Here is a 14,496-nt window from a genome sequence, read left to right on the forward strand (position 1 = left end):
TGCGTTCCTTGGCAGAGTTCACTTTCTCGTTGCCTAAGAGAATGCTGAGTCTTTTAGCCTTGTTGGGTCAGTCTGCACTTTCGTGTGCTCACACCTCTCATTAGGACTCATATGAAGCGCCATGCTCTGCTCGCCGGCACTGCCGCCGTCGGTCTCGCATTCGGCTCCGCAGTTCCCGTTTGGGCCGCTCCCGCCGATGCTCATATCTCTGAAATCTCCTATCCGTCGAACGATGCCGACTTCGTTGAGATCGTCGCCCCCGCTGGTACGGATCTGTCCGGCTGGATCGTCGGTTCTGTCACTCGAGGTGGCGCTCTCAACAGCGACGAATCGGTCGTCACCCTGCCCCAGGGCACGGTTGTCGGTGAATCCGGTGTTCACGTTGTCGAACTTCCGCTGACGAACTCTGTCAAAAGCGGCGCCGCCGCTGATGGTTCCTACGGAGCTTCCGTTTTCGTGGTCAGCGCCGATGGAAACCTCGTCGACTTCAAGCAGATCGGCGGTGTTGTCGGCGGAAAGGGCGTCACGGCGTCCAACAGCGACAAGCTGCCTGCCTCGGTGCGCGGCCAGCAGGCAGAGCCCACTGGAGCAAAGGCTTCCGGCAAGGACCAGTCGATCCAGCTCAACTGCTCAGAGTGGGAGTCCGGTAAGCCCACCCCCGGAACGGCGCCCGACCCCAGCACGTGCGACGCACCTGACAACCCCAACCCAGATGAGCCCGGCACACCTGGCCCAACAGACCCTTCGGACCCGGAAAACCCGGCCAACCTCCTGCCGATCAACACCATCCAGGGCACCGGTGACGAAAGCCCGTATAAGGGCAAGACCGTCACCACCACCGGTGTTGTGACGGCCGCTTACCCGACCGGCGGGCTGAACGGCTACTACATTCAGACCGAAAGCACCGGCGGAGACAACCACGACTTCGCAGAGGGCTCGCACGGCATCTTCGTCTACTCGAAGGACACCGTGAAGCAGGTCAAGACCGGTGACAACGTCGAAGTGACCGGCAGTGTCAGCGAGTACTACGGACAGACCCAGATCAGCGTTGACGGTGGGGGACTGAAGAAGCTCGACGAAGCAGCGGTGGCCCCGAAGCCGTACGAAGGCGCATTCCCGGAAGACCCTGCCAAGCGTGAGGCCCTCGAAGGCATGCTTGTTCAGCCCACCGGCGACATCACGGTCACCGACAACTACTCGACCAACACCTACGGTGAAGTCGGCCTGGCCAACGGAACTGAAACCCTGCGCCAGCCCACGGATGTGGCGCGCCCTGGATCAGAAGAAGCCAAGAAGGTCGACGCCGAAAACAAGAAAAAGGCCTATGTCCTCGATGACGGCGGCACCGCGGACTTCTTCAAGACTGCGAAGGACACCCCGCTGCCGTACCTGAGCAACGACAAGCCGGTGCGCGTGGGTGCCAAGGTCACGTTCACCAAGCCCACCGTTGTCGGCTATGGCCACGACAAGTACCGCCTGCAGCCCACGGGGTTCCTACCGGACAACAATGAGCTGACCCCCGCTGAGTTTGAAAACACCCGCGCAGACGTACCGGGTGTCGGCGGTGACATGACGCTGGCCAGCTTCAACGTGCTCAACTACTTCCCCACCACCGGCGACACAGAAAAAGGGTGCAAGGCCTACACCGACCGTGAGGGCAACCCAGTCGGATCGAACTACTGCACGCCGCGTGGCGCGTACAACGAAGAGAACTTCAAGCGTCAGCAGGCAAAGATCGTCGCGGCCATCAACAAGCTCGACGCTTCAGTTGTCGCATTGGAAGAGATTGAAAGCTCCGACAAGTTCGGCAAGGACCGCGACTGGGCTCTGGAAAATCTGGTTGAGGCACTGAACAAGGCGGCAGGCGAGGAGCGTTGGGCTTTTGTCCCCTCCCCGAAGGCGATCCCGGAGACCGGTGACGACGTCATCCGCACCGCTTACATCTACCAGAAGGCTGAAGCGAAGCCTGTGGGCGATTCAGTCATCCTCGATGACCCGGCGTTCCACAACGCTCGCGCGCCCCTGGCGCAGAAGTTCCAGGCCGTTGGCGTGGACAACCCCGAGGCTTCCGAGTTCATTGCCGTTATGAACCACTTCAAGTCCAAGGGCTCCGGCAAGGGCCCGGGCAATGAAGACTCAGGTGATGGCCAGGGCAACTCGAACGCTGACCGCGTTAAGCAGGCCAAGGCGGTCAAGGCTTTTGCTGAAAAGCAGAAGGAAGCCATGGGCACCAAGCGCGTGTTCATTCTGGGCGACCTGAACTCGTACACGAAGGAAGACCCCATGCAGGTCTTCTACGAAGCCGGGTACACCAACGTCGGTGAGCACTTCGATGCGGCACCCACCTACCTGTTCGGTGGGCTGACCGGAAGCCTCGACCACGTGCTCGCCTCGGAAGAAGCGATGGGTCCGAAGGCACAGGCACGCTCGGCTGCTCCGACCGCTGCGGCGGGTGCTGTGACCGGCGCTGCCACATGGGAGATCAACTCGGTTGAATCGGTTGCGCTCGAGTACAGCCGCCACAACTACAACGTGACCAACTTCTACCAGCCCGACGAGTTCCGTTCGTCTGACCACAATCCGAGCATCGTGGGCATCAGCACAGGTGCGCCGGCAGAAGAACCCGGTGACAACGAAGGCCAGGAACCGGGCGATGGCGACGACCAGCAGCCGGGCGATGGCGATGGCCAGGAACCAGAAGAACCCGGTGACAACGAAGACCCGGCACCCGGCGACAACGAAGGTCAGGAACCCGGCGACCAGCCCGGTGACAACGACGGCCAGCAGCCAGGCGAAGGCGACGGCCAGCAGCCGGGCGAACAGCCCGGTGACAACGAAGACCCGGCACCCGGCGATGACGAAGGCCAGGAACCAGAAGAACAGCCTGGCGACAGCGAAGGCCGGGAGTCGGGTAAGGAATCTGGCGAAGACGCATCGGACGACGCAGCCGCTGGCAACGAGGGTTCGGATGACAGCGAACGCCAGCCGGGCTCCGGCGGTTCGGACTCCCACGGATCCACAGCGAGTGGCTCCGGCGGCACTTCGGCCTCGGGCAGCGGAAAGGGCCTGCCGCGCACAGGTGCAGAACTCACTGCGCTCGGCGCGGGCCTAGCACTGCTGGCGGCTGGAGCTGCAGCAGTGTTTGCAAGCCGCAAGCGTGCACACGCTCGCCGCTGAATTGAAGAGCTGAGCTGACAACTGCGGCTCAGCAAACAACGCAGGGGTGGTTCTCCAAGGAACGGAGAACCACCCCTGCGTCGTCTCCGGAGTCTCCTGTTCCACGACGAAGTACAGCCCAATCCGAAAAGGGAGCTGCAGCTCGGCATGGCCACACCCAGATTTGGACAGACGCACACCCTTTAGCCGGATTCTGCGCCTTAGCAACAACTGCTAACGGGAGTTTCTGTTGCTAAAGGGAGTCTCCTTACGGCTAAAGCGTGGATTCCGGCTAAGGGGTATTTTCCCTGCCAAGCCGCCACAGCCTGCCAGCCCACATAGGGAACGATGACCCGACACACCAGCCGCCCCACACACAAAAAAATCTCGGGACATCGAGTTAACGATGTCCCGAGATTTTCATTTGCGCGCCACGAGGGATTCGAACCCCCAACCTTCTGATCCGTAGTCAGATGCTCTATCCGTTGAGCTAGTGGCGCACATCCGTGCGGACCTGAACAACTATACACAGTGTTTGCGGGAAACCCAAAAGCACGCAGCGTGAGGCTGCCCACAACCATAAAAACCGCCCTTGCAAAAACACGTCATGTCTATGCAAGCAACAGCCACAAGAATTTCAGAATCACGCCACACGGAACCATCTTGTGAGCCAACACACATGTTCAGTGGCCCGTTTTCCTCTCCAGCGTACATTCTGCGTTCCTACGGTGGGCTTGTCTCAAGAACACCGAAAGCTTGGAGTTAAGCATGACCGTCATCGACCGTGGCTCAGTCGAAGACCTGCTCGCAGGCGCACCCACGAAGAACGAGAAGATCCTCGAATTCGTCAAGCGCGCTGCCGAGCTCACCACCCCGGACCGCATTGAGTGGATCACCGGAGACGAAGAACAGCGTCAGGCAATCACCGACCAGCTGGTCGAAGCCGGCACTCTCGTCAAACTGTCTGAACCGGCCAACTCGTACTACGCGAAGTCCGACCCCGCCGACGTCGCACGCGTTGAATCGCGCACCTTCATCAACTCTGAAAAAGAAGAAGACGCCGGCCCGCTGAACAACTGGATGGACCCGCAGGAAATGCGCGCCACGCTCAACGAGCTGTTCACCGGCGCTATGCGCGGTCGCACCATGTACGTCATCCCCTTCGCAATGGGACACATTGACGCCAAGCACCCGCAGTTCGGCATCGAGATCACCGACTCGCCCTACGTTGTTCTGTCCATGCAGATCATGGCCCGCGTCTCAAACGAAGTCCTTGAGGCCATCGACAAGAACGACGGCAAGTTCGTCGAATGCATGCACTCGGTGGGTGCCCCGCTCGAACCGGGCGAAGAAGACGTCGCTTGGCCGTGCAGCGAGACCAAGTACATCACCCACTTCCCAGAAGACCGCTCCATCTGGTCCTACGGATCCGGCTACGGCGGCAACGCTCTGCTGGGCAAGAAGTGCTACTCGCTGCGCATTGCTTCGGCCATTGCCCGCGACGAAGGCTGGCTGGCCGAGCACATGCTCATCATCAAGCTGACCAACCCCGAAGGCGAATCCAAGTACATCGCGGCCGCATTCCCGTCGGCCTGCGGTAAGACGAACCTCGCAATGATCACGCCGACCGTCCCCGGTTGGAAGGCTGAGACCCTCGGCGATGACATCGCCTGGATGCGCTTCGGCGACGACGGTCAGCTCTACGCGGTCAACCCCGAATACGGCCTGTTCGGCGTTGCTCCCGGCACCGGCTACTCGACCAACCCGACCGCAATGGAAGCAATCGACGCTGGCGGCAACATCTTCACCAACGTTGCCCTCACCGATGACAACACCGTGTGGTGGGAAGGCAAGACCGACGAAGCCCCGGCCCACCTGACCGACTGGAAGGGCAACGACTGGACTCCGGAGTCCTCGACCCCGGCAGCCCACCCGAACTCGCGCTTCTGCACCCCGATTGCCAACGTGCCCACCGCAGCTCCGGAATGGCAGGACCCCAACGGCGTCCCGATTTCGGCAATCCTGTTCGGCGGTCGTCGCAAGACCACGATGCCGCTGGTGACCGAAACGCACGACTGGCAGCACGGTGTGTTCATGGGCTCGGTCCTGTCCTCCGAACAGACCGCCGCCGCTGAAGGCAAGGTCGGCGTTGTCCGCCGCGACCCCATGGCCATGCGTCCGTTCATCGGCTACAACGTCGGTGACTACTTCCAGCACTGGCTGAACATCGGCAAGACCGAAGGCGCCAAGCTGCCGAAGATCTTCTACGTCAACTGGTTCCGCCGTGACGACGACAATTCGTTCCTGTGGCCCGGTTTCTCTGAGAACTCGCGTGTTCTCAAGTGGGTGTTCGAACGTGTTGCCGGCACCGCCGAAGCTGTTGACACCCCGCTGGGCAAGGCTCCCGCCGAAGGCGCCCTTGACGTTGACGGACTCGATGTCACTCCGGAACAGCTGCAGAAGGCCCTGGCCATTAAGCCCGAAGAGTGGGCTGAAGAGCTCAAGTCGATCGAAGAGTGGTACACCGAGCTGGGCGACCACGTCCCGGCTGAGCTGCGCGGCGAAGTCGACAAGCTGCGCCAGCGCCTGGGTCTCGCCTGACCCAAGCCGCGCCCAGCGCCACCCGCACCTAATGCCAGCCGCATAGGAAGCATCGGCTGACTTAACAGACCGGCGAGCGTCCGGCCTCAGGTTCACGAGCCAGAACCGAGGTCGGGCGCTCGTTCTGTTTCTTCTGGTGGACCGCCCCTTTCCTCGTAGTGAAATTCCCCTTTTCACTCTGCGCACCGGCCGCTACCGTGGTGGGAAGAGATGACACTTCGGTGTCACCCAACTGCGGAGAGGAATCTTCAATGACTGACAACCCTCAAGGCACCATCGACCAGCTCGACTTCAACGCTCTGATCAACGGCGATCAGGCTGCGGGCAGCAAAGTCTCCATCTACATTCCCACGAAGGTCTCCGGCGGCCAGGACAAGGTTGCGGCCGGCCTCATGCGCGATCAGCTCAGCGGCGCGAAGGCGGACCTTGAAAGTGCGGGTCTCAGCGCGAGCGAAGCTGCAGCGATTGTTGAACCCGTCCAGAAGGCCCTCGATGATCCTGATTTCTGGTTGCACATGAGCCGCGGCCTGGCGGTTTTCGCTGCCGACGGCTTCTACCGCGTGTTCCGCATTCCGCTTGAGGTTCCGGCTCTGCGCACGGTTGATGACCACTTCAATGTGGTTCCGCTCGCGCCGATGCTCGAACAGGACGGCCGCGTCTACGTTCTGGCGTTGGCCAAGAACTCGGTCCGCCTGTTCGATGCCAGCCGCAATCACATCGAACAGCTGCCTCTGGGCGCAATCCCAGAGAACTTCGATGCCACCGTCACAGAGCTTCCGGAGCATAACCTCCAGTACCGGTCCGCCGGCGGCGAGCGCACGGGCTTCTACGGTACTGGCGGCGGCGGTGACACTGAGGATCACCTGCGGGAGAACTTCCTTCGCCGTGTGGGCGAAGGTGTTGCGGCTGAACTGGGCACTGCCCGTTCACAGCCGCTGGTTCTGGCTTCAGTGCAGGAGTACTTGAGCCCGTTCAAGAGTCTGTGCCCCTATCCGAACATCCAGGACGTGGTCATCGCGGGCAACCCAGAGCAGACGAAGCCGGAGCAACTTCGTTCGAAGGCCTGGGAGGTGCTCAACGACAAGATGCAGGCTGACGAGGCCACGGTTGTCGAGCACGCTCGTTCGCTCATTGCGTCGGGCAAGGGCTCGTACGACCTGGGTGAGATTGTGCAGGCCGCCGCCGAAGGTCGGGTCGACACGCTGTTCACCCCGCGCGACATTCAGCGTTTGGCCGCGACGAACGCCTACGGGCCGGCAAGCCAGGCGATCCTCGCAACTGTTGCCAACAAGGGCACGGTCCGCACGGTTGCCGAGTTCCCGGAATCGTCGGAAGCTGTTGCCACTTTCCGCTACTGACCTGCTCACCTGGCCCTAACGCACGAGGTGGAGCTGCAGATTTCTGCAGCTCCACCTCGTGTTTTGGGGAGGGGCCGATCAGACATCGTCGAAGCGGGCGGCCGCATATTCGGCTCCCCACGTCAGCACATCGCGCGTAGCTTCCATCATCCTGCCGTAGTGGAGGAAGGAGTGCAGTGCACCTTCCTCTAAGTGGAGCTCCCTTTCGCGGCCGAATGTTCCCAGCACCTTGTCCAGGGCTCGCGAGTCATCGGCCAGGGGGTCGAGTTCGGCCCCGACGATGAACATGGGCGGCACGGGTTTCGAGTAGTCGGCCGTCAGCGGGTCAACGTAGGGGCTGGCTTCGTGCTGGGCGCCGCGGTAGTGGGCTTCGAGCATGTCGTCGAGATCGTTTCGGCTCAGGCCGTCCCACCAGCCGCCGTACAGGCGCATGGTGGCGGAGTCCCTCAGCCCGTAGGTGCCGTAGTACAGCAGGAGTGAGCGAATCGATTCGAAAGCACTGTCCCCTGCGGGGTCCCCGACACTCGGGTCGTCGCTGAGGCCTGCCGCTTCGACCGCAACGCCAGGTTCATCGCGCAGAAGCAAAGTGGCTGTCAGCGACAGGATCGCACCGGCGGAGTCCCCGGCGAAGGCAAGGCGTTTGGGATCGATGCCGTGTTCGGCGCCGCGGGCTGCGAAATAGGCGGCGGCACCTGCAACTTCGTGCAGCGCCTGCGGGAACACTGCTTCTGGGGTCAGCGAGTAGTCCACTGCAATGACCGCCGCCCCGGATTCGGCCGCCAGTACGCGCTGAATCCGGTCGTGGGTGTCAAGGTTGCCCACGCTGAACCCGCCGCCGTGAACGAAGATGATCGCCGGCAGGGTTTCGGCATCCACGGGACGGTGAATGCGCACGGGGACCGAGGCCCCGGCCAGGGGCAGCGTCATGTTGTCGGTGCGGACCATCTGCGGGCCGCCTTCGTTCCAGAATGCGCGTTCGTCGTTGTAGTCGGCGCGCATTGCTTCGACCGGGTCAGCGCCGGCACCGTCAGAGCCAAGGGGTGTGCGTGCAAGCTGGTGTCGGACCACGGCGGCCTGTTCGGGCGTCATGGCGCGGCGAATGTGCGCGGGGATGGACTCAAAGGTCTGTTCGTCAGCCATGGGGCAATCGTCTCACCTGTCCTATAGAGGTCGTACAGAACGAAGAGGAACGGCACACAGCAGAGTCCGAAGACCCCGCCCACAATGGAAAAGACCCCCGAGAACTCGAGGTTCTCGGGGGTCTTTCACTGCTTGGCGGAGTTGGAGGGATTTGAACCCTCGGTCCCCAAACGCGAGGACTTCACCTTAGCAGGGTGACGCTTTCGACCGCTCAGCCACAACTCCAGGCAGATACAGGTTACAGTCCAAGCGCCGCGGGAGCAAAAACACCCCTCCTTTAAGCACCGCTGCCGAGGCGGAGCTCGCCTGAGCGTCGCATGTGACCTGTGTGGGCGGTCGGCTCGGTACACTTGCTGTTCAGCCGAGGAACATATACTCACCGCGCCGCTTCTGTGAGCGGCACGGCTGATGAATAGAGGAGACGACACGGTGACCGATTCTCACGACACCCCAGGCGACTCTGGCTCCGCTGGCGGCACAGACAAGCCGGACGGTGCGGGCACCACCCAGCATGGACGCTGGGACAATCTCCCTTCGCGCAGGGTTCTTCGCGCATCCTCTCGCCCCAACTTCCGCGGCGACAAACCCACCGGATCCCAGAGCGAAGAACCGGCTACTCCGGAAACTGTCCGCCCCACACCGGCCTCTGAACACCACAACACGCGCAATCTGAGCGACCCCCTTCCGTCACGCCGTGAACTTCGCGAACAGCGTGAACGCGAAGAGCAGCAGCGCGCAGCACAAGCAGAAGAAACCGCACCGGCTGACGCGCCCACCGCCTCGGGAACCCCAGCAGCAGCCTCCTCGACCGCGGCCCCACCTCGAACCGCGCACCGCGACTTTGACGAAAACGACGACGCCCAGCCGCGTCATGGTGAACGCAGCGGTGAAGGCTTCCCGTCGATCGTCACGTGGACGACGCTGGGAACAATGCTGCCGGGTCTGGCAATCCTCCGCCGCAACCGCAGATCGATCGCCGGATGGATTCTGCTGTGCGGCTTCGTGCTGGGCATTGCGGCCATCATCATCACCGCACTCATCTACGGTCCGACGGCCTTTGCCAGCCGCGTGGTGTCCAGCCCGAAGATCCTGCGCTTCGCATCGGTTGTCCTCCTTATAGGACTCGTCATCTGGGTCCTTGTGATTCTGCGGTCCTTCGCGGTGTCCAAGCGCGGCTTCCGCCTGCCGAAGGCACAGAAGGTGCTCAGCTGGGTGCTTGTGGCCAGCCTCATTGCGATCGTCGGCATTCCACTGAGCGTCGGAGCCGCATACGCCAATGTCACCGCCACCACCCTGTCGAAGGTATTCGGCGAAAACGGCGCCAAGGTGCTCAAACGCGAAGACCTCTGGGCTGACCAGGAGCGCATCAACGTCTTCCTCATCGGCCAGGACAGTTCCGACACCCGTGAGGGTGTCCGCCCTGACACCATGCTTGTCGCCAGCATCGACACGCGCAATGGGCAGACAACCCTGATTTCAGTCCCGCGCAACCTGGCCTTCCCTGAATTCCCCGAAGACTCGAAGCTCGCCGAAACCTTCCCCAACGGTTTCCGCCCCACCGGCGATCCCACGGAGGACCTCATCAACGCGGTGTGGGACTGGGCTGAAAACTCGCCGGAATCCGTCGGCGACCCCCACGGCCTCGAACCGGGCATGTTCGCCACCATCCAGGCGGTCGAGGCCTCCCTGGGACTGAAGCTCGACTACTGGACTGCCGTCAACATGCAGGGCTTCACCGACCTCATCACCACGATGGGCGGAGTTGAACTCGATGTTGAGCGCCCCATCCCGATGGGCGGCGGCACCAACCAGAACACCGGTGGGAAAAACCAGATCTTCGACTGGATCGACCCGGGCCCGCAGCGCCTCGAAGGCAAGAAAGCGCTCTGGTACACCCGCAGCCGTGACGGGGCGGACAACTACGACCGCATGTGCCGTCAGCAGCGTTTCCTCAAGGCCGCTCTTGACCAGCTCAGCCCGCAGGAAATGGCGATCAAGTACCCCCAGCTGGCTGCGAGTGCATCTGACAACATCCGCACCGACATTCCGCTGTCGGACCTCAGCGCATTCGCCGATCTCGCCATGGTCATGCGCGGCACCGAAGTGAAATCTGCCCAGATCACCAACGATGTCGTCAACACCCTCCACCCGGACTATGACGACCTGCGCAAATGGGTGAAGAAGAACACCACCTCGGACGACGGCAAGAAGAAGCCCGGCAAGTCCAACGCATCCACGCCCGAAGACTCCGCCTCGCCATCAGAGGAACCGCAGGAGGAAGCCGAGACCACAGAACCCGGCATCGGCATGGAGGACGATGACGGCAAGTGCTACCCGCACGGTTACAAGCCGGGCGATCCCTGGCCGGGCTACCCGCACAATGACAAGCTGCGCGGAGGTGCAAACGCTGGGACCGGTGCCGATGGCTGATATTGCGATCATCGGCATGGGCCCGCGGGGCCTGACTGTTCTGGAGCGCCTGGTTGCGCTGTCGTCTGCTGGGACTGACGAGGTGCCGCCCGGGCTGCGCATTCATGTGATCGATCCGTTCCCGCCGGGTGCGGGTCGGGTGTGGCGGACGGATCAGAGTCCGTCGCTGTTGATGAACACAACGGCTGCCGAGCAGACGGTGTTTGCGGATGAATCGTGCGGTGTGCCGAATCCAGACCAGGGGCCGTCGATGGCCGAGTGGTCGTCTGATCCGCGCAATCCGGGCTCGTATTTCCCCAGCCGTGTTGAGTACGGCCGGTATCTGCGCGATTCCTACCAGCGGATCGTCGCGCGGGCGGAAGAGTCACAGACCGCGGACGTCATAGAGCATCAGGCGCGCGTCACGGACATCGCCGAACCGGACGGCACGGACGGCCAGCAGGTTCTGCGCCTGTCCGACGGCACCCGTCTGGCGGTTGACTTCACCGTGCTGTGCTTGGGCCACATTGAGGCGCGTCTGACGGGTGAGCGCCGCTCCTACGCTGAGCTCAGCCGAGAACCGGGTGTTGAGTACCTGCCGCCGTGCCTGCCGGCCGAAACGCCCCTCAACCACCTCAAGCCTGGCGAGCCGGTGATCTTCCGGGGGTTCGGCCTGAACTATTTCGACCTGCAGGATCTGCTTACCACCGGCCGCGGCGGCACGTTCACACAGAACGAGGACGGCACCCTCAAGTACCATCCCAGCGGGCTCGAGCCGATCCTCGTGCCGTCTTCGCGCCGAGGCTTCCCCTACCGGTGCAAACCGATTACCGAGGCGCACCCGCTTTCTGAATGGGAGCTGCGCTATTTCACTCCGGAGAACATTCAGGCTCTGGTTCAAGCGCAAGCGGCTGAGGGCCAGAAGCTGAGCTTCAACGACCACCTGTGGCCGCTGATCCTCGCAGACATCCGCTCAGCCTGGTATCGCACGCTCTACCGTGTTCACCCCGAGGCTTTCAGCGCCGATCCGCTTCACATGCACGACGCGCTGACCCACGCCGTCACCGAACACATCGGCGTGCGCGCGGGCCGCAGTGAAAAAGGCGGCAAGGCCGCATCCGCAGCGGCGTCCGCTGCAGCAGCACCGTCGGCTACACCAATCGTCGGCCCGCATCGCAGCCAGCACACGCCTGACAGCCGTCAGCGGCCTGCTGGCGCTTCCCCTGCCGGTCATCTGACACAGGCCTCCCCCAACTGGATTTCTGTCGAACGGCGGGTGCTTGCCGATCCCCGCTTTGCACTTGATCTGCACCGGCTGCTGCGCCCCATGGAAGACGTCGAATTCGCCGACCCTGATACTGATCTGCGCGAATGGATGCTGCAGTTCCTTCGCCGTGACCTCACTGCGGCACAGGCCGGCCCTGAGGGATCTCCCGGCAAGGCTGTTTTCGCCGCCCTGTGGGCTGCGCGGAACCTGCTGAAGACTGTCGTAGTCGACGGTCTGCTGGATCCGGTGAGCTTCACATCGGAAGTTCGCGGGTGGTTTGAGGGCTTTGTGTCCGGCATCTGCGACGGCCCGCCGCCGCAGCGCTTTGCCGAGCTCATTGCGCTGACTGAGGCTGGTCTTGTCGACTTCATCGGCCCCGACGTGCAGATCAAAACCGTCAGTGGTCCCGGGCGCGGCCATTTTGTGGCCACCAGTCCCACCGTGGACAGGCCGATCCGAGCAACCGCCCTGGTGGATGCCTCAACCCCCGGCAACAACGTCCGCTTTGCCGATGACGAGCTCATGAACTCAATGCTGGACCGCGGCCAGGTGCGGCCGGCCGTCATCACCACCCCGGCGGGCGTTGACATGCCCCTGACGGGGCTGGACGTTGACGGTCCCGCGTACCGCACTGTCACCGCAGACGGCACGGTTCATCCGCGCCGCTTCGCGTTCTCCATTCAGCTCTCCGCCGTGCAGCTGGGCTTGGCAATCGCCGCCAACCCCAATGCAAAGGCCCAGAGCCTCATCGATGCCAACACGATCGCCCAGGCCATCATCGACGCAGCTTGAGCTTTGGATAGGCGAAGCCGTAAACCAGGATCCCGCATGCGGCGAAGACCACCGTCAGAGTCCACTGAAGCCAGCTGGTAGATGGGTCAAGCAGATTCCACAAGCGGACCTCTTCAGCCCCGGCGGCCAGCATAGACAATGCAATTCCCACGAACGGCAGCATTGCTGCAATTGCGGGGACTATGACCAACGAACCCGCAGTCGCAATCGTCAAGCAGATCAACCGGTTTCGAATGCTGGTCTCTGTTGGGAGCGCATCAACTGCCCAGAACCCCGGAAGGGCCGCCACCGCAAAAACCACGCCCGCCCACGCCGACCGCATCCGCCACCATGCATGACGGTACGTGGATTCGAAATCGGAAAACCCACTGTGCAGAAACAGTACGGCAATCCCACACGTGAGAACGGGCAAGAACAACCCTACGTGCACTGTCTGGAGGGGAGCCCACGCGATTTGCACTGCATATCTGCCGACAGTCAGCTCGGCCACAACCGCCAGGACCAGCAAAACGAGCAGTCCGCCCCGGACATGAATTCTGAGCCAGAGCAAAAGCCCGTTCATCACCGAGCGCCTTCGCAAGCACTGAGCTTCTTCCACGCCACATCGTATGCGCGAGCTGCTTCCTTCTTGTCCGATTCAGACTTCGCCTGCAGAAGGTTGGTCAAAGCATAGCGTGCTGTTTCGGCTGTGTCGTGAAATCTCGGCTCTGCCCCCGCATGAGTCCACAGAGCCGAGCACCATGGCACCTGCACAACTTCATTGATCAGCCAATCTTCATCCAAGGCTTCACCGTTTCTGGACATTTCAGATGAAACAAGCGTGAAATACGCCGTTTTCCCGCTGGTATCGAAGTTGAAGTTGTCCACATCGGAGGCCGGAGGAAGCTCGCGCAGATTCTCTGGGAACAGAGTCGACCCCGATTCGATCGCAGTGATGGCGAGTGAGGTCCACACTTCATCAATGCGGTCCGTCAGCCGGTCGTGTTCGTTGTATATGCAGAGAGTGCCTTCTGCAAAGTCAGCGGACGCCATCGGCGGTGAGCATCCATACTCGTCGTCCAGGTTCTTCACAGCCGTGTACCGCCCAATTCCGGCCATCGGCACTGCCCCCAAAAGGAGGAAGACAACTGCGGTCACGATAATCCCGTTGAGCGGACTCCAACTGGTATAGCGCGAATTGGCGCCCGTGCACAGGCCGGCGTAAAGCACCAGAACCGCAGTGAACGACCCTACCGCAACTGACGTTGCCGCCAACCAGGTCAGACGCAAGCCGAGCATCGAGCCCACTGTTCCACCGAATTGCATGACGGATGCTGATTCATTAGCCGAAATCATCTGTAGAGCAAATGCCACGGCCGCAGCAAGGAGCACACCGTATAGTCTTCCCAGCGTGCGCCCGAGAATCAGTCCGATCCCAATCAGAATGGCAACGGAAGCAAGACTACCGAAAAGCACAAGCGCAGCAGACACTTGAGCCTCGACAAAAGTTGGGCGCGCACGCAGAGCCGTGTAACAAGCAACAGCAGCGGTCGGAAGGAACGCACAGGCCGTTCCGGCAACCCACAGTCGGACAGTTAACCGCTGCCGGATTCCGGTTTGATTCCACACGGTTGCGCTGCCAATGGGGAACAGCCGAGCCCCATCAAAAGCGGCGACCGCCGCAAGCAAAGGACCCACCAGGTACAGCGCGGTGGCAACCCACTCTGCACTCAGCAGCGGTTCCCCCACCCAGTTCTGTGCACCGATGGTCATGTTCGCCAACTGCGCAACGAG

8 protein-coding genes and 2 tRNA genes are annotated in these 14,496 nt (G+C 62.0%); 5 read left to right on the forward strand and 5 right to left on the reverse strand.

The window, feature by feature from the left end; genetic code table 11:
• Nucleotides 1-111: 111 nt before the first annotated feature.
• A complete protein-coding gene (locus tag Bravens_RS08510) occupies nt 112-3,177 on the forward strand; it encodes an ExeM/NucH family extracellular endonuclease (protein WP_062022398.1) in 3,066 nt (1,021 codons plus the stop codon).
• 406 nt (nt 3,178-3,583) lie between these two features.
• Here Bravens_RS08510 and Bravens_RS08515 read toward each other — a convergent pair.
• Nucleotides 3,584-3,656: transfer RNA gene (locus tag Bravens_RS08515), tRNA-Arg, on the reverse strand.
• A 268-nt stretch (nt 3,657-3,924) separates the two neighbouring features.
• Between Bravens_RS08515 and Bravens_RS08520 the strand changes: the two genes are divergently transcribed.
• Both Bravens_RS08520 and Bravens_RS08525 read left to right on the forward strand, forming a co-directional pair.
• The gene (locus Bravens_RS08520; RefSeq protein WP_062022400.1) at nt 3,925-5,757 is read left to right on the forward strand and encodes a phosphoenolpyruvate carboxykinase (GTP); all 1,833 of its coding nucleotides are present in this window, start codon (nt 3,925-3,927) and stop codon (nt 5,755-5,757) included.
• 251 nt (nt 5,758-6,008) lie between these two features.
• A complete protein-coding gene (locus tag Bravens_RS08525; RefSeq protein WP_062022403.1) occupies nt 6,009-7,115 on the forward strand; it encodes a baeRF3 domain-containing protein in 1,107 nt (368 codons plus the stop codon).
• Between the two features lie 78 nt (nt 7,116-7,193).
• Here Bravens_RS08525 and Bravens_RS08530 read toward each other — a convergent pair whose 3' ends face one another.
• Together Bravens_RS08530 and Bravens_RS08535 are read right to left on the reverse strand one after the other, a co-directional pair.
• Nucleotides 7,194-8,255, reverse strand: a complete 1,062-nt coding sequence (locus Bravens_RS08530; RefSeq protein WP_062022406.1) for an alpha/beta hydrolase fold domain-containing protein — start codon at nt 8,253-8,255, stop codon at nt 7,194-7,196.
• Nucleotides 8,256-8,388: 133 nt separating this feature from the next.
• Nucleotides 8,389-8,480: transfer RNA gene (locus tag Bravens_RS08535), tRNA-Ser, on the reverse strand.
• 204 nt (nt 8,481-8,684) lie between these two features.
• Here Bravens_RS08535 and Bravens_RS08540 point away from each other — a divergent pair.
• Both Bravens_RS08540 and Bravens_RS08545 read left to right on the forward strand, forming a co-directional pair.
• Nucleotides 8,685-10,685, forward strand: a complete 2,001-nt coding sequence (locus Bravens_RS08540; RefSeq protein WP_062022409.1) for an LCP family protein — start codon at nt 8,685-8,687, stop codon at nt 10,683-10,685.
• The gene (locus tag Bravens_RS08545; RefSeq protein ID WP_082791106.1) at nt 10,678-12,723 is read left to right on the forward strand and encodes an FAD/NAD(P)-binding protein; all 2,046 of its coding nucleotides are present in this window, start codon (nt 10,678-10,680) and stop codon (nt 12,721-12,723) included. The genes Bravens_RS08540 and Bravens_RS08545 overlap by 8 nt, the downstream gene beginning before the upstream one ends.
• On the opposite strand, the gene Bravens_RS08550 is transcribed toward Bravens_RS08545, so the two are convergent.
• A complete protein-coding gene (locus Bravens_RS08550) occupies nt 12,707-13,288 on the reverse strand; it encodes a hypothetical protein (RefSeq protein ID WP_062022414.1) in 582 nt (193 codons plus the stop codon). The genes Bravens_RS08545 and Bravens_RS08550 overlap by 17 nt on opposite strands.
• A complete protein-coding gene (locus Bravens_RS08555) occupies nt 13,285-14,484 on the reverse strand; it encodes a hypothetical protein (protein ID WP_157452735.1) in 1,200 nt (399 codons plus the stop codon). Before Bravens_RS08555 ends, Bravens_RS08550 begins: the two co-directional genes overlap by 4 nt.
• Between the last annotated feature and the right edge of the window lie 12 nt (nt 14,485-14,496).

The sequence above is a fragment of the Brevibacterium ravenspurgense genome (assembly GCF_001584615.1).
Taxonomy (GTDB): Bacteria; Actinomycetota; Actinomycetes; order Actinomycetales; family Brevibacteriaceae; genus Brevibacterium; species Brevibacterium ravenspurgense.